The sequence below is a fragment of the Pseudomonas sp. Marseille-Q5117 genome, assembly GCF_946901175.1.
In the GTDB taxonomy this organism is placed as follows: domain Bacteria; phylum Pseudomonadota; class Gammaproteobacteria; order Pseudomonadales; family Pseudomonadaceae; genus Aquipseudomonas; species Aquipseudomonas iranensis.
Genome location: NZ_CAMPPP010000007.1, coordinates 281139 through 300533 on the forward strand (window position 1 = coordinate 281139; position 19395 = coordinate 300533).

General features: G+C 59.9%; 18 protein-coding genes and 3 tRNA genes. 5 read left to right on the forward strand and 16 right to left on the reverse strand.

Features of this window, described 5'->3' with window-relative positions; translation table 11 throughout:
• Positions 1-4 precede the first annotated feature (4 nt).
• From OC605_RS14335 to uvrB, 9 genes are all read right to left on the reverse strand, one after another.
• Positions 5-451 carry an Hsp20 family protein gene (locus tag OC605_RS14335; protein ID WP_016773925.1) on the reverse strand — a complete coding sequence of 149 codons (447 nt, stop codon included), beginning with the start codon at positions 449-451 and terminating at the stop codon, positions 5-7.
• A gap of 118 nt (positions 452-569) precedes the next feature.
• On the reverse strand, positions 570-1529 hold the full coding sequence (locus OC605_RS14340; protein ID WP_016773924.1) for a tRNA dihydrouridine synthase: 960 nt from the start codon (positions 1527-1529) through the stop codon (positions 570-572).
• A 174-nt stretch (positions 1530-1703) separates the two neighbouring features.
• Positions 1704-2147: an acyl-CoA thioesterase gene (locus tag OC605_RS14345; protein WP_016773923.1), complete on the reverse strand. Its 444-nt coding sequence runs from the start codon at positions 2145-2147 to the stop codon at positions 1704-1706.
• A 46-nt stretch (positions 2148-2193) separates the two neighbouring features.
• Entirely contained in the window at positions 2194-3027 is an 834-nt protein-coding gene (locus OC605_RS14350) for an alpha/beta fold hydrolase (RefSeq protein WP_186565644.1), read from the reverse strand.
• 30 nt (positions 3028-3057) lie between these two features.
• The gene (locus tag OC605_RS14355; protein ID WP_262137828.1) at positions 3058-3597 is read right to left on the reverse strand and encodes a TetR/AcrR family transcriptional regulator; all 540 of its coding nucleotides are present in this window, start codon (positions 3595-3597) and stop codon (positions 3058-3060) included.
• A 182-nt stretch (positions 3598-3779) separates the two neighbouring features.
• Positions 3780-3855, reverse strand: a tRNA-Glu gene (locus OC605_RS14360).
• A gap of 80 nt (positions 3856-3935) precedes the next feature.
• Positions 3936-4011, reverse strand: a tRNA-Ala gene (locus OC605_RS14365).
• Between the two features lie 245 nt (positions 4012-4256).
• Complete coding sequence (gltX, locus tag OC605_RS14370; protein WP_016773920.1) at positions 4257-5738, reverse strand: glutamate--tRNA ligase; 1482 nt, start codon at positions 5736-5738, stop codon at positions 4257-4259.
• Positions 5739-5935: 197 nt separating this feature from the next.
• Entirely contained in the window at positions 5936-7951 is a 2016-nt protein-coding gene (gene uvrB, locus OC605_RS14375) for an excinuclease ABC subunit UvrB (RefSeq protein WP_024012378.1), read from the reverse strand.
• Positions 7952-8288: 337 nt separating this feature from the next.
• On the opposite strand from uvrB, the gene OC605_RS14380 reads away from it, so the two are divergent.
• Together OC605_RS14380 and OC605_RS14385 are read left to right on the forward strand one after the other, a co-directional pair.
• On the forward strand, positions 8289-9485 hold the full coding sequence (locus OC605_RS14380; RefSeq protein WP_122506461.1) for an amino acid aminotransferase: 1197 nt from the start codon (positions 8289-8291) through the stop codon (positions 9483-9485).
• A 223-nt stretch (positions 9486-9708) separates the two neighbouring features.
• A complete protein-coding gene (locus OC605_RS14385) occupies positions 9709-9909 on the forward strand; it encodes a hypothetical protein (RefSeq protein ID WP_016773917.1) in 201 nt (66 codons plus the stop codon).
• On the opposite strand, the gene OC605_RS14390 is transcribed toward OC605_RS14385, so the two are convergent.
• Positions 9906-10136 (reverse strand): hypothetical protein, encoded by a 231-nt coding sequence (locus tag OC605_RS14390; protein WP_024012377.1) that lies wholly within the window; start codon positions 10134-10136, stop codon positions 9906-9908. The two genes, OC605_RS14385 and OC605_RS14390, sit on opposite strands and share 4 nt — an antisense overlap.
• Before the next feature lie 219 nt (positions 10137-10355).
• Between OC605_RS14390 and OC605_RS14395 the strand changes: the two genes are divergently transcribed.
• Positions 10356-10431, forward strand: a tRNA-Asn gene (locus tag OC605_RS14395).
• A gap of 113 nt (positions 10432-10544) precedes the next feature.
• On the opposite strand, the gene OC605_RS14400 is transcribed toward OC605_RS14395, so the two are convergent.
• Positions 10545-12068, reverse strand: a complete 1524-nt coding sequence (locus tag OC605_RS14400) for a nucleobase:cation symporter-2 family protein (protein ID WP_262137831.1) — start codon at positions 12066-12068, stop codon at positions 10545-10547.
• Between the two features lie 252 nt (positions 12069-12320).
• Here OC605_RS14400 and OC605_RS14405 point away from each other — a divergent pair, with 252 nt between their 5' ends.
• Positions 12321-12605, forward strand: a complete 285-nt coding sequence (locus OC605_RS14405; RefSeq protein WP_122706877.1) for a BrnT family toxin — start codon at positions 12321-12323, stop codon at positions 12603-12605.
• Between the two features lie 3 nt (positions 12606-12608).
• A complete protein-coding gene (locus OC605_RS14410) occupies positions 12609-12944 on the forward strand; it encodes a BrnA antitoxin family protein (protein ID WP_186565654.1) in 336 nt (111 codons plus the stop codon).
• On the opposite strand, the gene OC605_RS14415 is transcribed toward OC605_RS14410, so the two are convergent.
• From OC605_RS14415 to OC605_RS14435, 5 genes are all read right to left on the reverse strand, one after another.
• Positions 12941-13774: an arylamine N-acetyltransferase family protein gene (locus tag OC605_RS14415; protein ID WP_130927727.1), complete on the reverse strand. Its 834-nt coding sequence runs from the start codon at positions 13772-13774 to the stop codon at positions 12941-12943. The two genes, OC605_RS14410 and OC605_RS14415, sit on opposite strands and share 4 nt — an antisense overlap.
• A 100-nt stretch (positions 13775-13874) precedes the next feature.
• Positions 13875-14669: an exodeoxyribonuclease III gene (xth, locus tag OC605_RS14420; protein WP_122700508.1), complete on the reverse strand. Its 795-nt coding sequence runs from the start codon at positions 14667-14669 to the stop codon at positions 13875-13877.
• Positions 14670-14752: 83 nt separating this feature from the next.
• Positions 14753-16195, reverse strand: coding sequence for a mechanosensitive ion channel family protein (locus OC605_RS14425; RefSeq protein ID WP_262137833.1), 1443 nt, complete (start codon positions 16193-16195; stop codon positions 14753-14755).
• Positions 16196-16525: 330 nt separating this feature from the next.
• Positions 16526-17392 carry a pirin family protein gene (locus tag OC605_RS14430; RefSeq protein WP_262137834.1) on the reverse strand — a complete coding sequence of 289 codons (867 nt, stop codon included), beginning with the start codon at positions 17390-17392 and terminating at the stop codon, positions 16526-16528.
• A gap of 157 nt (positions 17393-17549) precedes the next feature.
• On the reverse strand, positions 17550-19395 hold a 1846-nt coding region (locus tag OC605_RS14435; RefSeq protein ID WP_262137835.1), incomplete at its 5' end, for an ATP-binding protein.

The following is a 19395-nucleotide window of genomic DNA, read 5'->3' on the forward strand; positions in this document are numbered from 1 at the left end:
TGAATCAATGCTGCAACGCCGGCTGCTGCGCTCCATTGATCGGGATGCGCTTGGCTTTCGCTTCTTCCGGGATCACACGGAGCAGGTCGATGCTCAGCAGGCCGTTGCGCAGGGCAGCGTCCTTGATCTCGATGTGATCGGCCAGACGGAACGACAGCTTGAAGGCTCGCTGGGCGATGCCTTGATGCAAGAACGTGACGCTTTCGTCAGTGTCACGCTTGCCGCCACTGATGGTCAGCACACCCTTCTCGACTTGCAGGTCCAGGTCTTCTTCCTGGAAACCGGCGGCCGCAACGACGATACGGTATTGGTCATCACCGTGTTTTTCGACGTTGTAAGGTGGGTAGCTGCTGCCTGGCTCGTTGCGCAGGGCGGTTTCGAACAGGTCGTTGAAACGGTCGAAACCTACCGAGGAACGGAACAGTGGCGCGAGAGAAAATGCAGTACTCATGGTTCAAATCTCCTGAAAACAATCAGCAAGGTTTTGTGTCTCCGCGACCCGAATTCGGCATCGCGTAACCCTTAGATAGGGACCACTGTTTTGATTTCAAGAGATTATTTTGAGATTTTTATGCGGCTTCGACGAGCGGCAATCCGAGCAGACGCGAGACTTGATCCGGCTCGGTTTCACGGCGCAGAACGGTGAAAAGCTCGGCGGCTTCCGGGTAGTTCCGTGTCAGCATGGCCAGCCATTGCTTGAGGCGACCGGGCGATTGCCGGGCGGTCATCTGCGCTTTGGCCTGCAGCCAGAAGTCCTGAATCAGCGGCATCAGCTCGGCCCAGGTCATCTCGACGACCTCTTCGCCAGCGCGCGCCGCAGCGATCTGCCGAGCGAGATCCGGGCGGGAGACCAGACCCCGACCGAGCATGATGTCTTCGACACCACTGATTTCGCGGCAACGGCGCCAATCTTCGACGCTCCAGATATCGCCGTTGGCGAACACCGGCACCTTGACCACGTCCTGCACGCGCGGGATCCACTCCCAATGAGCCGGCGGTTTGTAGCCGTCCATTTTCGTCCGCGCATGTACGACGATGTGCTCTGCCCCGCCTTCGGCCAGCGCCGTGGCGCAGACCAGCGAGCCGTCAGGACTGTCGAAACCCAAGCGCATTTTCGCGGTGACCGGGATGTGCGCCGGTACGGCGCGACGGACATGTTCGACGATCTGGTTGAGCAGCTCCGGCTCCTTGAGCAGCACGGCGCCGCCGCGGGATTTGTTGACGGTCTTGGCCGGGCAGCCGAAGTTGAGGTCGATCACCTCAGAACCGAGTTCGCAGGCAAGCGCGGCGTTTTCCGCCAGGCATACCGGATCAGAACCGAGCAATTGCACGCGCAGCGGCACGCCGGACGCGGTGCGAGCGCCGTTGAGCAGCTCGGGGCCGAACTTGTGGAAGTACGCCGGGGTGAGCAACTGGTCGTTGACCCGAATGAATTCGGTCACGCACCAGTCGATGCCGCCAACGCGGGTCAGCACGTCGCGCAGGATGTCGTCGACCAACCCTTCCATGGGCGCCAGAGCAATTTGCATGGGAAACACTACTTGAAGAAAAAACGTGCGGCAGTTTACTGGATATCGTGGAAGACCGCAGGACAACACATCTCTCTGTGGGAGCGAGCCTGCTCGCGAAGACGGTCTGTCAGTTCATGCATGCGTGACTGACCTGACGCTTTCGCGAGCAGGCTCGCTCCCACAGGGTGAGATTTACATCGCCTCTGCAATCTGGATCGCCGGGCCATAGCCTTCGATAAATTCCGCCGGCATGCGCTTGGGCTTGCCGGTCGACAGTTCGATGCACACAAACGTGGTCTGCGCGCGCAACAGGGTGGCATTGTCACTGGGGCGTTTGAGCTGGAAATGCCGGGTCATTTTCAAGCGCTGATCCCAGTCGACGATCCAGGTCGCCAGTTGCAGTTCATCACCTTCATAGGCGGCGGCCAGGTAATCGATTTCGTGGCGGACAACGGCCATCGCCCGATCCAGCCGCCGGTATTCGACCAGGTCCAGGCCGAGGCGCTGCGAATGGCGCCAGGCGCAGCGCTCGAGCCAGGTCACGTAAACGGCGTTATTGGCGTGCCCGAGCCCGTCGATGTCTTCGGCGCCTACTTGCAGATCAATGGTAAACGGCGTTGCCCGATCCCAGCCCATGCCCCACTCCCGGTCAAAGTATTCAACCGGGGCAGTGTAACGGAGCTCAGGCCGATTGGCGCGCCTGAAGGCTGCGACCGGCGAGCAGTGATAACACGCCATCAATCACTCGAGGGTCGGCCAGCACGCGTTGATGGCCGCCGCTTTCCAAGCGCAGCAGGCAGCTGTCGAACCAGGCTTCGTGAATCAATTGCGATTCTTTGACCGAGACAAAATTGTCGTCCTCGGCATGCACGATTAGACCGGGCATATCCAGTTGATAGTGGGCCACGTCCAGCGTAGCGGCGCGCATGCCGACGTCCTGCTCGACCTGGCGGATAAACGCCGAACGCGCGCGCGGCGGCATGCCAACCATTCGCGCAAAACCGCGCAGCACGCCGAGAATCCGCGACGGTGCGGCGATGCTGACCAGGGTTTCGGTGCGCAGACCCAATTGCACGGCGAGCATCGCGCTGGCGCCGCCCATGGAATGGCCGATAACCGCTTGCAGCGGCGGCAATTCGGCAGCGGCTTCGAGCATGGCGCGGGCGAACAGCACTACATTGGCTTCGCGCCCAGGGGAACGACCGTGAGCCGGACCGTCGAGCGCGACGACGGTATAGCCGGCATCGACCAGCGCATTGATCAGCGAGGCGAATTGCGTTGGCCGCCCTTCCCAACCATGCATCAACAGCACCGTAGGGCCTTGGCCCCAGCGCAGCGCCGACAGGCCGAAGCGCAACGTGATGCGTTCGGAGCTGGCCAACAGCGGCAGCTCCCAATCCCGCAGCGGTAGCGCGCGGGGCGTCATGAATGCCAGACGCATTTTGCTTGCCACCAGCTTCGGTGCAAACCAGCCCAAGGTACCGTTAACGCCACGAACCCACTTCAACGCGTTCATCGCACTCTCCTCAGGCTTGTTGCCTTCAGGTCAACGCACCGCCGACTTGGCGGCGCGCAGCAATCGATCGGATAACTCTCCCGGACTCAGCGCCCTGGCCAAGGCCAGACCACCGACCATCAACGCGACATCGGCCAAAGCCTTGTCGGTGTCTTCAGGGCTGGCGGCCAGTTGCGCGACCATCAGCTCCAGATGCTCGTTCAACGCGATGCGGAACGACTCCGGCAAACGACCCAATTCGCCAATCGAGGCCGGAATCGGGCATGCGGCTTCGCTGGAATCCCGGTGTTTGCGTGACAGGTAGAACGCAGCCACCAAAGCGCGACGCTCTTCGCCGGTCAAATCGGCGTCCATGTCGGCAATCAGGTCGCGGCGGCGGCCCAGCAGTTGCTTGAACGCTTCGAGCATCATCGCGTCCTTGCTTTCGAAGTGTGCGTAGAAGCCGCCGACGGTCAGGCCGGCGGCGCCCATCACTTCGCCCACGCTCGGGTCTGCCGGGCCGCGCTGAATCAACGCGGCGCTGGCAGCCTTGAGGATGCGTTCGCGGGTTTGAGCTTTTTTATCGTTCATCGTTGCCTCCGAATATTACGACTAGAATATTATTCGCATAATAATATTCCGCAAGTCATGAATATGACCGCTGGTCTGAAGCACAGTGTAAGGAAAAAGGAGAGTTGGCCAAACGCCAGACAAACAAAAGGGCCATTCAACAATTGAATGACCCTTATAAAATCCCGCAGAGCGGGTAATCGTGGCGTCCCCTAGGGGACTCGAACCCCTGTTACCGCCGTGAAAGGGCGGTGTCCTAGGCCACTAGACGAAGGGGACACAAACCCTTCTATACAACTGATCAACGCTGAGTGTTGATCGCTTCAAGGCCGGTGTGGCCAGACCTCGAAGTGTAAAATTGGTGGAGCTAGACGGGATCGAACCGTCGACCTCTTGCATGCCATGCAAGCGCTCTCCCAGCTGAGCTATAGCCCCTCATCGCTGAGGACGGGGCGAATCTTAAGGGCGTATCGAAAGCCTGTCAAACTTATTTTTGAAAAATTTCAAAATTTTTTGCCGGGATAACAATCACTTACCGCCCTCCCCCGTAAAACTGGGCGGTTTGCAACGCGGGCAGACCTGTAGGAGCTGGCGCAGCCTGCGATCTTTTGACTTTGCCTTTTGAAAACAAGATCAAAAGATCGCAGCCTGCGGCAGCTCCTACAAAGAAGCAAAAGCAATCAGGCGATGGCGCCCAAGAGCTTTTCCCACTCTTTGTTTTCTTTCTTCGACACGCCGCCCAGCAGGTCAATCGCCTGGCGCAAGCGGAAACGGGTGAGATCCGGGCCGAGGATTTCCATCGCATCGAGCACCGACACCGAACTCGCCTGCCCGGTGATCGCAGCAAACATCAGCGGCATCGCGTCGCGCAGCTTCAGCTCCAGAGATTCGACCACCGCCTGAATCGTCGCGGTGATGCTGTCCTTCTCCCACTGCCGCAGACTTTCCAGTTTCCACAGGATCAACTGCATCAACTGGCGAACCTGATCGCCGGAGAGCTTTTTCGACTCGAACAGCTTGGCATCCGGATTCACGCCGCCGGCAAAGAAGAACCCCGCCAGCGGTGCGACCTGGCTGAACGTTTCAACCCGGCCCTGCACGTGCGGCGCGATCTTCATCATGTATTCGGAATTGAACGCCCACTTCTGCACGCGGGCGGCAAACTCTTCCACCGGCAGGTCGCGCAGCCACTGGCCGTTGAGCCACGATAGCTTCTCGATGTCGAAGATCGGCCCGCCGAGGGAGACACGCTTGAGGTCGAAGTTGTCGACCATTTCCTGCAGCGAGAACTTCTCGCGCTCGTCCGGCATCGACCAGCCCATGCGCCCGAGGTAGTTGAGCATCGCTTCCGGCATGAAGCCCATGCGCTCGTAGAACGTCACCGAGGTCGGGTTCTTGCGCTTGGACAGCTTGCTCTTGTCCGGGTTGCGCAGCAGCGGCATGTAGCACAGCTCCGGTTGTTCCCAGCCGAAGTATTCGTACAGCAAAATCAGTTTCGGTGCCGATGGCAGCCATTCTTCGCCACGCAGCACGTGGGTGATGCCCATCAGGTGATCGTCGACCACGTTGGCGAGGAAGTACGTCGGCAGGCCGTCGGTCTTCATCAGCACTTGCATGTCCATGCGATCCCACGGGATCTCGACGTCGCCACGCAACATGTCCGGCACCACGCAGACGCCTTCGCTCGGCACCTTCATACGAATCACGTGCGGCTCGCCAGCGGCCAGACGCGCGGCGACTTCTTCCTTCGACAGCAGCAGCGCGCGGCCGTCGTAGCGCGGAGTTTCGCCGCGAGCCATTTGCTCGGCGCGCATCTGATCGAGTTCTTCAGCGGTGCAGAAGCACGGGAACGCATGACCCATGTCGACCAGTTGCTGGCAGTACTTCTGATAGATGTCGCCGCGCTCGCTCTGCCGATACGGGCCGTGCGGGCCGCCGACGTCCGGGCCTTCGCTCCAGTCGATACCGAGCCAGCGCAGGGCGTCGAAGATCTGCTGTTCGGACTCGCGGGTCGAACGCAACTGATCGGTGTCTTCGATGCGCAGGATGAACTCACCGCCATGCTGCTTGGCAAAGCAGTAGTTGAACAATGCGATGTAAGCGGTACCTACGTGGGGGTCCCCGGTAGGCGATGGCGCGATGCGAGTGCGGACGGTGGTCATGGCTTGTCTCGAAAAAATGAAGAGCAGAACAATCAAGCGGCGAATGGTAACAGGCGACACCCGCCCCGCTCCAGCGGGCAGGGTATTTAAGCCGGATGCGCTAGGCCGTCCGATTTGTGGGAAGGCCATTCGCGAGCAGGCTCGCTCCCACAGGGATACACAATGATCGTTCCCACGCTCTGCGTGGGAACGATCCCTTATACCGTAAGCAATCGTTCGCGCAGTTTGGCAATCTCGTCACGCATCTGCGCCGCCGCTTCAAACTCCAGATCCCGCGCCAGTTGGTACATCTTCTCTTCCAGCGCGCGGATGCGTTTGGTGATTTCGCTTGGCGAGCGCAACTCGGCTTCGTACTTGGCGTTCTCTTCGGCGGCCTTGGCCATGCCTTTGCGCTTCTTGCTGCGCGAACCCGGCACGGTGGCGCCTTCCATGATGTCGGCGACGTCCTTGATCACACCTTTCGGGGTGATGCCGTTCTCAAGGTTGAAGGCGATCTGCTTCTCGCGACGGCGCTCGGTCTCACCAATCGCCCGCTCCATCGAACCAGTCATGCGATCAGCGTAGAGAATCGCCCGGCCATTGAGGTTACGCGCCGCGCGACCGATGGTCTGGATCAGCGAGCGCTCGGAACGCAGGAAGCCTTCCTTGTCGGCATCGAGAATCGCCACCAGCGACACTTCCGGCATGTCGAGGCCTTCACGCAGCAGGTTGATCCCGACCAGCACATCGAACACGCCGAGGCGCAAATCGCGGATGATCTCGACGCGCTCGACGGTGTCGATGTCCGAATGCAGATAACGCACGCGCACGCCGTGGTCGGCGAGGTAATCGGTCAGGTCTTCGGCCATGCGCTTGGTCAGCGTGGTGACCAGCACACGTTCTTCGATCGCCACGCGCTTGGTGATTTCCGAGAGCAAGTCATCGACCTGAGTCAGCGCCGGCCGCACTTCAACCTGCGGGTCGACCAGGCCAGTCGGCCGCACCACCTGCTCAACCACCCGCCCGGCGTGCTCGGCTTCGTAGTTGCCGGGCGTTGCCGAGACGAAAATGGTCTGCGGGCTGACCCCTTCCCACTCGTCAAAACGCATGGGCCGGTTGTCCAGCGCCGAAGGCAGGCGGAAGCCGTACTCAACGAGGGTCTCTTTACGCGAACGGTCGCCCTTATACATCGCGCCGACCTGCGGCACGCTGACGTGGGATTCGTCGATCACCAGCAAGGCGTCGGCCGGCAGATAGTCGTAAAGGGTGGGCGGCGCCGCGCCGGCCGGACGCCCGGACAGGTAGCGCGAGTAGTTTTCGATGCCGTTGCAATAGCCCAGTTCGAGGATCATTTCCAGGTCGAAACGGGTGCGCTGTTCCAGACGCTGGGCTTCCACCAGTTTGTTGTTGCTGCGCAGGTATTCGAGGCGCTCCTGCAATTCGACCTTGATGCCTTCGATAGCATCGAGCAGGGTTTCCCGAGGCGTCACGTAGTGACTTTTCGGGTAGAAAGTGAAGCGCGGCATCTTGCGGATGACTTCGCCGGTCAGTGGGTCGAAGGCGGAAATGCTCTCGACCTCGTCATCGAACAGCTCAATGCGGATCGCTTCGAGGTCGGATTCCGCCGGGAAGATATCGATCACATCACCGCGCACGCGGAACGTCGCCCGGGCAAAATCCATGTCGTTGCGGGTGTATTGCAGGTCGGCCAGGCGCCGCAGCAGCGCACGCTGATCAAGCTTGTCGCCGCGATCAACGTGCAAGACCATTTTCAGATAGGTTTCCGGACTGCCCAGACCGTAGATGCATGAGACCGTGGTGACGATGATCGCGTCCTTGCGCTCGAGCAACGCTTTGGTTGCGGACAGGCGCATCTGTTCGATGTGGTCGTTGATCGAAGCGTCCTTCTCGATGAAGGTGTCGGACGACGGCACATACGCTTCGGGCTGGTAGTAGTCGTAGTAGGAAACGAAGTATTCAACGGCGTTGTTCGGGAAGAACGCCTTGAACTCCCCGTACAACTGCGCGGCCAGGGTCTTGTTCGGCGCCAGTACGAGCGTCGGCCGCTGGACCTGGGAGATGACGTTGGCAATGCTGAAGGTCTTGCCCGAACCGGTCACACCGAGCAGTGTCTGGTGCGCCAGCCCGGCGTCAATGCCCTCAACCAACTGGCGAATGGCTTCCGGCTGATCGCCGGCAGGCTCGAAGCGGGTGACTAGCTGGAATTCCGACATACACACCTCTGGAATCGCGGCGTTCCGCGTCAGACGGAGCACCACGGGGACGACCGCAAACGACCGATGTCGCGCAAGAAAAAACCTGGATTGTGCTGAATGTGGTGGCGATTGCCTGACCTTTCAAGGCAAACGTCCTACATCCGGTAAAGAGTCTGACAAAGTCAATCGACTAACGGTCAAGAAATAATCGGAAAAACTTACCCTAAAAGCCGATTCGCCTGTCGCCATTGCGCGGTGATGGCCTCTATACTAGCTCCCCGTTTGTGCACCGCTCTAGTGCATTCGGCTGGAGCGCGACACGTCCCTCCACTCTCCATTCAGAGCCGCCGTAATAATGAGCCTGTTCTCCGCTGTCGAAATGGCACCCCGCGATCCAATCCTGGGCCTCAACGAAGCATTCAACGCCGATACCCGAACCACCAAGGTCAACCTGGGCGTGGGCGTGTACTGCAACGAAGAGGGGCGAATTCCACTGCTGCGCGCGGTGATCGAAGCCGAGACGATTCGAGTCGCGCAACACGCTTCGCGCGGTTACCTGCCGATCGATGGCATCGCTGCCTACGACCAGGCCGTGCAGAAACTGCTGTTCGGCAACGACTCGCCGCTGATCAGCGCCGGTCGCGTCATCACCACTCAGGCCGTCGGCGGGACCGGCGCACTGAAAATCGGTGCCGACTTCCTCAAGCAACTGCTGCCGAACGCCGTCGTGGCGATCAGCGACCCGAGCTGGGAAAACCACCGCGCACTGTTCGAAACCGCTGGTTTCCCGGTGCAGAACTACCGTTACTACGACGCTGCCACCCATGACGTGAACCGTGCCGGCATGCTCGACGACCTCAACGCCCTGCCGAACGGCTCGATCGTTGTCCTGCACGCCTGCTGCCACAACCCGACCGGCGTCGACCTGACCCCGGCGGACTGGACCAAGGTGCTCGAAGTGGTCAAGGCCAAAGGTCACGTGCCGTTCCTCGACATGGCTTACCAGGGTTTCGGCGACGGCATCGACGAAGACGCCGCCGCTGTGCGCCTGTTCGCCGAATCCGGCCTGACCTTCTTCGTCTCGAGCTCGTTCTCCAAGTCGTTCTCGCTGTACGGCGAACGCGTTGGCGCACTGTCGATCATCAGCGAATCGAAAGAAGAAAGCGCGCGCGTGCTGTCGCAGGTCAAGCGCGTGATCCGCACCAACTACTCCAACCCGCCGACCCACGGCGCCAGCATCGTTGCTGCGGTGCTGAACAGCCCGGAACTGCGCGCGCAGTGGGAAGCCGAGCTGGCCGAGATGCGCCTGCGTATTCGCGGCATGCGCGAGCAGATGGTTGCCCTGCTGGCGGAAAAAGCCCCGGGCCGCGATTTCAGCTTCGTTGGCCGTCAGCGCGGCATGTTCTCCTACTCCGGCCTGACCACTGAACAAGTGCATCGCCTGCGCAACGAGTTCGGCATTTACGCCCTGGACACCGGCCGCATCTGCGTGGCCGCGCTGAACCAGAGCAACATCAAGGCTGTGACGGACGCGATCGTTCAGGTCATCTGATTTCGGCCAGTGATGAAAAACGGGAAGCCTTTTGGGCTTCCCGTTTTTATTTGTCTCTGGAAACGCCTCGCAACCTCTAGACTGCACACAATTCAAAGTGTAGGAGCTGACGAGTGCAACGAGGCTGCGATCTTTTGATCTTGTTTCTAAGATCAAAAGATCGCAGCGTTCCGCAGCTCCTACCGGTTTTGTGTACACCCGAGATTTTTTGAAGAGAACCCACATGAAAAACGACAACCTGCGCGCTGACCGTGACGACCTGGATGATTTCATCCCGCGCGCTCCGGCCAAGCGTGAAAAGAGCCTGGTGCTGCAAGTCGCCACCGGGGTATTCCTCGGTGGCCTGGCCCTGTGGCTGGTGCAACTGGCGGCGACGGCGGCCTATGCCAAGCTGATGCTCGGCACGATTACCTTCGGCAGTTAAGCCAGCTCGGCCGAGCGCTGGGTGGCGGCATCGTCGTAAATCACATACAGCGATTCGGCGACCTGGCTCTTGATGGCCTTGCTGCTTTCTAGACCAAGGACGAAACCTTCAGCCTTGCCGCCAGCGCGGTTCAATTCTTCGGCGGTGCTTGCCCCGGTGATTGCATCGAAAAGTTTTTCGGCGTGCGGGCCGATCCCTTTGGGCAGGCTGATCTGTGCAGTGCTCATGCAGGCACCTCGGTGTTGCGAGTGATTTGAATCATGGCGCGTACCTTTGCGGCGAATGGCCGGCAGCGCGTGTGACCACTTCCGGGCTGCCATGGTAGACCTCTGAGGCCTTTCTGGTAACCGCCAATCGCTGACAAAATGCCGTCCGTCCCGACGAATCGCAAAAGTTGCCCGGCGATGCTTGACTTCTCTTTTTGAATCAGTAACATACGCACCAATTCCGCAATAGCTCAGTTGGTAGAGCAAGTGACTGTTAATCACTGGGTCCCTGGTTCGAGTCCAGGTTGTGGAGCCAAATAGCAAAGCCCCTGAATCGCAAGGTTCAGGGGCTTTTTTGTGGGCGCACGAAAAATACCAAAAGGCCGATCTGTTTGGGCAGATCGGCCTTTTCCGTTTCAGACGCAGCGGTCAGACATGTTCGCTGCTTTTCACCTGCACCTTTGGCGCGCCATGGCCATGGTCGTGGTCATCCGGCTCGATCACCGGCACTTCCTTGCCATCGCAGTCATGCAGCTTGCCGTCGCTGAAGTAATCGCCTTCACGCAGCGCGGCGAGATCGCGATAACGCAGGGTGCGCTCTTCCGCTGCGGCGAACACCGATTGTTGATCCGAATTGCCGGTCGTGAAGTGGTTGAATGCCAGGTTGAGCAGGATCGCCATGATTGCCGACGAACTGATGCCCGAATGGAAAATCGTCGCGAACCAGCTCGGGAAGTGATCGTAGAAGTTCGGCGCGGCGATCGGGATCATGCCGAAACCGATCGAAGTGGCCACGATGATCAGGTTGACGTTGTTGCGGTAGTCCACCTTCGACAACGTGCGAATGCCGCTCGCCGCCACGGTGCCGAACAGCACGATCCCTGCGCCGCCAAGGACCGAAGTCGGCACTGCAGCAATCACCCGGCCCATGAACGGCAGCAGGCCGAGCACCACCAGGAACAGACCGCCGGTGGCCACCACGAAACGGCTCTTGATCCCGGTCACCGCCACCAGGCCGACGTTTTGCGCGAAAGCACTTTGCGTAAACGATCCGAAGATCGGCGCAAACATGCTCGACAGCATGTCGGCGCGCAGGCCGTTGCCCAAGCGTTTGGAATCTACCTTGGTGTCAATGATCTCGCCCACGGCGAGGATGTCCGCCGAGGTTTCCACCAGCGTCACCATAACCACAATGCACATCGACAGGATCGCGGCGAAATGGAAGGTCGGCATGCCGAAGTGGAACGGTGTCGGGAAGCCGAACATGGGGCCGGTGGTGACACTGGAGAAATCCGCCATGCCAAGGAACACCGCCAGCACCGTGCCGATGACCATGGCCAGCAGAATCGACAGCCGAGAAATGGTCGCGCTGCCAACCTTGCTCAGCAGCAACACCAGCACCAGCGTGACCGCCGCCAGACCGATGTTCTGCATGCTGCCGAAGTCCGGCGCGTGGCTGTTGCCGCCCATCGCCCAGCGTGCGGCCACCGGCATCAGCGTCAGGCCGATGGTGGTGATCACAATGCCGGTGACCAGCGGCGGAAAGAACTTGGTGATGCGTGAAAACACCGGCGTGATCAGCAAGCCGATCAACGAGGCGGCAATCACCGCACCCAGCACCGATTGGAAACCGCCCCCCCCGCCGCTGCTGACGATCGCAACCATGGTCGCCACGCCGGAGAACGATACGCCCTGGACCAGCGGCAGCTGACAGCCAAAAAACGGCAGACCCAGGGTTTGCAGCAACGTCGCCAGCCCCCCCGCAAACAATGAAGCAGCAATCAACAGACCAATGTCCGCCGGCGACAGACCGGCCGCCTGGCCAATGATCAGTGGCACCGCAACGATACCGCCGTACATGGTCAGAACATGTTGCAGGCCGTAAGCCATATTCGCGCCGACCCCGAGGTTTTCGTCCTCGGGCCGTTGGTGTGAAACATGGGGCGTTTTCATGGTGGGGGGTTCCCTGGTTTTTGTTATGCGCACACTGTATTCAATACTCAGGACAAATGTCCATAGAGTTGTATACAACTTGTCAGTCACATTATGGTTAGGTAGCCATCCAACCTTCTAGCCTGCGCTTCTTGCCCCAACAAATCCGGCAACACATCCCCGCTGCATCCTCGCCAGTGCCCACTAGGCTGAAGTGTTCACGGCGACCGACGGTGCAGTCGCGCTCTTTTTTATACATATAAAGTATGCATAATGAAGTCATTCAAGATTCAGTACGACAAAAGCAAAAACGCAGCCAACAAACTCAAGCACAAAGGCATCAGCCTCGCCGAAGCCGAACCGGTTTTTCATGACGAACGCGCACTGACACTTGAGGACAACGACCATGACGAACAACGCTGGATCACCCTCGGCCTCGATGCCAAAGGTCGTGTGCTTGCCGTTGCTTACAGCTATCGCGAAGCCAATGTTGTTCGAATCATTTCCGCACGTCTCGCCACACCCAGCGAACAGCGCGCGTATTTTCAGGAGGCTTGAACGATGAAAGACGAATATGACTTTTCCACAGGTAAACGCGGCGCAGTAGCGCCGAACAAGGGCAAGACCCGCATCACCATCATGCTTGATGACGCGGTGATTGAAGCGGCGCGTACCGCCGCAGAAACCGAGGGCTTTGGCTACCAGACTGTGATCAACAACACCCTGCGCCATGCTCTGCTTGATGGCCCACGCCAGCAGGAAAGCGCCGACGATTCAGGTCTGACGGGCCAATTCAAGAAAGGCATCACCGCCACCGATCTCAAGAGTCTCGAGCGAAAGCTGTCAGCGGCCATCGGCGAAATCCGTCGCGTATTGGAGCCTGATGTAAAGCCTTAGATGGAGGCTGGCGCGATGACCCGAGCCAGCGCTTGTCGCACACGCGGTGAATCAGGCACCTGAAGATCGAACTCGCGCCGCAGCAATTTCATCAGCTCGTCGACGTCCGCCACCTCGCGCCGCTCACTGTCCGCGCCCATGTGATGAATGGCAAAACTGCCGTTGTTCAGGGTTTTGCGCCAGCCAGCGCCGGTGCGCGCGACCATCAGGCGCTGCGAAAAGGGTGACTCGGGATGGGTGGAGACGTACCAGTTGCCGACGGTGTAATCGATGTCTTCCTGGCGTTGCAAATCGAACAGGTACATCGGCCGCCATTCGCCTGCGACTTTGGCGCGCAGCAGATAGCCATCTGCTTGCTTGTCGATGCGGTAAGGTTCGTGCGGGGTGGGTTGCTCATCTTCACTGTCGAGCAACAGCGGCGCGGTGGGCACCATGCCGCCGAAGCCGACGTCGGTGATGTAACGCACTCCCTCGATGGTCACCAGACTCAAACGATGGGTTCGCGCCGTCCAGCTACCTTCCGGTTGATTCATCACCACGCGCCCGCTGATCGCCCGTGCGTCGAAGCCCAATTCAAGCAGCAGCGCATAGAACAAATGATTGAGCTCATAGCAGTAGCCGCCCCGCCCCTGCTGCAACACCTTGTCTTCGATGGAGACCAAGTCGATCAACACCGGCTCTGCACTGATCGTCGCCAGATTTTCGAAAACAAACTGAGCGGTGTGGCGCGACTGCAACTGGCGCAACGTATCAAGCGTCGGTGGCGGCGGCGCATCGAAACCCAGACGTTGCAGGTACAGATTGGTACTGGTCAGCCGTGGCGCACTCATTGCTCGATCCTTATGCATGGGCCGCAGAACACTGCGTGGATGTTGCCCTGTATACGGGATCAAGCACGGCTTCCGACAATTGATTTCGCCAATCGCCCGCTCAGCGCTTTTTCCGCGAAGCGATGCGAATCCATGTCGGTGCATGGTCACTGGCGTGCGGTTCGTTGCGTACCCAGGCGTCGACGCCAGCGTCGTGCAAATACGGGCTCAATGCCGGATTGAGCAGCAGGTGGTCGATGCGCAGGCCGGAATTGGTTTGCCAATGGTTACGGAAGTAATCCCAGAAGGTGTAGAGGCGCTCTTCGGGATACACGTGGCGCAGAGAATCGGTCCAGCCTTGGTCCAGCAGCCGCTGGTAGCACTCGCGGCTTTCGGGTTGCAACAAGGCGTCCTTGAGCCAGGAACGGGTGTTGTAGATGTCCATGTCGGTGGGCACGACATTGAAGTCACCGGCCAGCACCACCGGGTGATCGCTGCTTTGCAGGTCTTTGGCGTAATTGATCAGACGCTCGAACCAGGCCAGTTTGTAATCGAATTTCGGCCCCGGCTGCGGGTTGCCGTTGGGCAGATACAGGCAACCGACCAGCACACCGTGCACCGCCGCTTCGATATAACGGCTGTGGGTGTCATCGGGATCGCCGGGCAAACCGCGTCGACTCTCCAACGGCTGCGCATCACGCGCCAGAATCGCCACGCCATTCCATGACGCCTGGCCCTGCCAGATCGCGCCGTAACCGGCGGCCTCCAGTTCGGCGGCGGGAAATGCGCTGTCGACTGATTTGAGCTCTTGCAGGCAGACGATGTCCGGTTGCTCGCGCTTGAGCCATTCCAGCAGATTCGGCAGCCGCGCGCGCATGCCGTTGACGTTGAAGGTGGCGATTCGCAGGTTTTTCATCGTCTGCAACTCCTGCCCGGTGGGATTGCAAATTGTGACTCTGAGAACGCCGCGCAGGTTGCATCGAATCACAAAGCGCCAGCTCAGACTCGGTTACGCAGCCATTGCAGAAAGCCTCTTTTCGGCGCGACCACGGGCGTTTCCTCGGTCAGCGACTGCGCCTTGTGCAGACGGAAATCGAGCAACGCCTGCATCGCATCATGAATGTCATGGCGCGCGTCCAGGCACGGTTTCAGATAGGACTTCTCAATGCGATACAGCGCGCAGAAAGTCTTCGCGGAAAAATCCGCCGGCAGCGCGGTGTCGGAAAGAATCCCGGCCTCGCCGATCACCTCGCCCGGCCCCATGCGCCCGGATTCCAGTGGTGCACCATGGCGCTTGAGCGTCACCGATACCACGCCGGACTCAATAATGAACAAATGATCGCTGACCTCCCCGCCCGCGAGAATCGTTTCGCCGGCGCGGAAGGTTTGCAGGGTCATGTTCTGGCTGAAGGTGTCTTTCTCTTCTTCACGCAGAGTCGAGAAGATCGGTGAGCTTTCCAGCAGCGCCCGTGGCCGCGACAACTGTGGTGCGGCGCTGGTCTCGTTGCTCGACAGCAGGTTGACCCCGGAGGCCTGCAAATGCCGGTACGCGAGGTCGAACAACTGATTGCGCACCACGCGCTTCTCGCCCATCGAAGCGACAAATCCACTGATCTCGTATTCCGCGCCGCCGCTGGCAGAACTCTTCAACGACACGCTCGGCGCCGGTGTGTCGAGCAATTGCCGACAACCCTGCATCGCTCGCTCCAGCGCCTCGATTACCGAACTGGGCCGGGCACGGGGGCTGACGGGCACGCTGACGGAAACGCCGAACATATTGCTCGGTCGGCTGAAGTTGATGATTTTGGCTTTCGCCGCCAGCGAGTTGGGAATCACGGCCATGCTGCCCTGGCTGGTTTGCAGACGCGTGGCGCGCCAGTCGATGTCGGTGACGCGGCCCTCGGTGCCGTCGATGGAGATCCAGTCATCGAGCTGATAGGGCTTGGTGGTGTTGAGGACGATGCCGGAGAACACGTCGCTCAAGGTGCTCTGCAAGGCCAGGCCGACGATGATCGCCAACGCGCCGGACGTCGCCAGCACACCTTTGACTGGCAGATCGAGCACGTACGCCAGCGCCGCAATGATCGCGATGAGAAAAATCACCGCGCCGAGCAAGTCCTGCAACAGCCGGCCGGTATGGCCGACCCGCTGCATCATCACCGCGCCGATCAGCACCGTCAGGGTCCGCGCACCAAACAGCCACCACCCGATCTGCAGCCCGGTCGCCGCCAGATGCAGCGGCACGTTGTCGGCCCACGGTGCCGGTTCCATCGGGTTGAGACCTTCGTTGAACAGCACAATGCTGAACAGGGCAAAAATCAGCACCCGCACCAACAGCTTCCATTCACTGCCGCGAGAGCTGATCAGCCGCCACAGGCCAAGATCGAGCAGGATCAGGATCAACGCGCTAAACAACGGGTGTTCGGTCAGCAGAGACAGCATCAAACAACTCCGACAAAGGCCAATCGCGAGAAGATCGCACAGATTGGCACAGTGTAGGAGCAATTGATTTCGGCGGATGAACCGCCGCTTGAAAACACTGCGAAACCCTGTAGGAGCTGACGAAGGCTGCGATCTTGAGGCTCTGGGACGCGGAGCGTCCCCGGCTGCATTCCCACGCAGAGCGTGGGAACGATCAGACGCTGAAAAACCTGTGGGAGCGAGCCTGCTCGCGAAGGCGTCATGTCAGTCACTACTTCTTCGACCGAATCAGAGCATTCGCGAGCAGGCTCGCTCCCACAGTGAAGCTTCAGTTGCCAGTAAAGCTCGGGGTCAGGCGTGCATCCGGCCAAAGCGCCCGGACTGGAAGTCGGCGAAGGCCTGATGGATTTCCTGCTCGGTGTTCATCACGAACGGGCCGTGGCCAACGATCGGTTCGTCGATCGGCTCGCCACTGAGCAGCAATACCACCGCGTCTTCGCTGGCCTGGAGGGTGAGTCGATCACCGTCGCGTTCGAACAGCGCCAACTGCCCTACCCCAACCGATTCCGCACCGTTGACCTGCACCGAACCTTTCAATACCACCAGTGCGGTGTTGCGTCCTTCGTGCAGCTCAAGCGTCAGCAGCTTGCCGGCATTGAGGCGCAGATCCCAGACGTCGATTGGCGTGAAAGTCCGCGAAGGTCCGGTGTGCCCGTTGAATTCACCGGCGATCAGACGCAGGCTGCCGGCGTTGTCCTTGAGCGCGATGCTCGGAATGTCGCGGTCGAGAATGGTCTGGTAACCCGGCGCGGCCATTTTGTCCTTGGCCGGCAGGTTGACCCACAACTGGACCATTTCCAGCTTGCCGCCGGTTCGGGCGAAGTTTTCCGAGTGGAATTCTTCATGAAGGATGCCGGACGCTGCGGTCATCCACTGCACATCACCCGGGCCGATGGTGCCGCCACTGCCGGTGGAATCGCGGTGCTGCACTTCGCCGTCATAAACGATGGTCACGGTTTCAAAACCACGGTGCGGATGCTGGCCGACGCCACGCTGTTCAGTGGTCGGGGTGAATTCGGCGGGACCGGCGTGATCGAGCAGAAGAAACGGGCTGATGTGCTTGCCCAGGTTGTCGTAGGAAAACAGCGTGCGCACCGGGAAACCATCGCCGACCCAATGGCCGCGCGGGCTGGTGTAAATGCCGATGATGTTTTTCATGGGGTCTCCAATGGGTAAATGCATTGGATTAAGCGTAAGGGCATATCGAATATTCGACTAGAGGGTGGAAATCGGCTTGAGTGTTCCATGTGCAGAACAATTGAGCAGCGGCGCGCATTTCGCGAGCAGGCTCGCTCCCACAGCAGACTGCATTGGTTCAGAGGCACCGTGCGAGGCCGTGCATGGCTTCGCGCAACCTGTCGATGGCACGGTTGATAACTGCGCTTTCACTGCCTCGGCAAGCCGTTTCCAGCTCAACACACGCCGCAACAACTCGCGCAGCGCCGACCATTTGCGCGCCGCCCCTGATGCGATGGGCCAGCTCTCGCAGGCCGTTGCGGTCGCCGACGTGGGTCTGATTCAAAGCCTGCAGATCGTCGCGCAAGCTATTGCCGACTTCCTTGCGCAAACGCTCGATCAACGAGTGATCGGCACCGGCCATCTGCTCCAGGGCACTCAGATCAATCTCGACGGGCTCGGCACTTGGCGGTTCATCTTCGTGGCGCTCGCAACGATGAGCGCCTTTCAGGGCTTCAGCCAGATCATGCAAGCGAATCGGTTTGAACAGGCAGCCGTCCATGCCAGCGTCCAGACAACGCAAACGCTCTTCGACCTGTGCATTGGCCGTAAAACCGAGGATAAGACAAGGCCTGCGGCCGCTGGCGGCCTCTTCATCGCGAATGGTGCGCGCCAGCTCATAGCCATTGCGTCGCGGCATGTTGCAGTCGGTAATCACCACATCGAAGGCCTGGGTTCGCCAGCGGTCCAACCCCTGTTCGCCATCGCCCACATCTACCGTGCGATGCCCCAGTTCGCTCAGTTGCCAGCACATCAGCAAGCGGTTGACCGGGTGATCGTCCACCACCAACACGCTTAATACACAGGTAGCGGCCGCCGCCTCGGGCGTTGCCAGTGTGGTCGTCACAGCTGTCAACAGCGGCAAGGACAAATTCATTTCCACTCGCGTGCCTTGCCCGAGATCACTATCAAGACCGAGCGTGCCGCCCATCATTTCGCAGAGGTTGCGACTGATCACCAGTCCCAGGCCGGAACCGCTGCGCGCCGCTTGAAGGCTATTGCTCGCTTGAACGAACGGGCTGAACAGGCGCTTTTGATCTTCAGCACTTATACCGATGCCGCTGTCTTCGATCAGCACTTGCACACTCACTTGCTCGTGCGATATCGCAACGATCTGCAGTCGCAGGCAGACGTCACCTGACTGGGTGAATTTGATCGCATTGCTCAACAGGTTCGACAGCACCTGTTTGAAGCGCGTCGGATCAATCAGCACATCCACGTCGGCGCGCGGATCAAGTTCGATGCGCCACAAGAGCCGTTTCTGCCGCGCCAGCCCTTCGAAAACCCGACACACCGATAACACCGTCTCGCGCAGGTTGGCCCGCTCGGGCGAAAGGGACAAATGCCCCGACTCGATACGGGCGATGTCGAGAATGTCGCCAATCAACGCCAATAATTGCTGGCCGGCATTCGACGCCACCTGAATTGCCAGTCGATCGGTCACGCCCTCCTCTGCGCGCTTGAGCGCCAGCTCAAGCATGCCGATCAACGCGTTCATCGGTGTGCGGATCTCGTGGCTCATGGTCGCCAGGAAAGTGCTTTTGGCCCGATTGGCCTCATCCGCTGCGTCCTTGGCCTGTTGCAGTTGCAACAACCATTGCTGGCGCTGATGGATCTGCCGACGCTGCCAGCCGATCCAGATCAGGGCCAGCAGCAGCAAGCCTGCGGCGCCGGCAAAACCAAGCAGAATCTCGCGGCGATGGCGCGACCAATAGCTGTCCTCCACCACCACATCGTGGCTCCAGCGCTCGACCAGTTCATCCATTTGCTGCGGCGCGATGCTCAGCAACGCCTTGTTCAGGATCGAGTGCAGCAGCGCCGACTGCGGCGCCGTGGCCAAAGCGATGCGCGCCGGCTGATCGCCTACGGTGCCGGTAATACGCAGGCGGTCGCGGTACTGGCGGGCGGTCAGAAAAAGCGCCCCC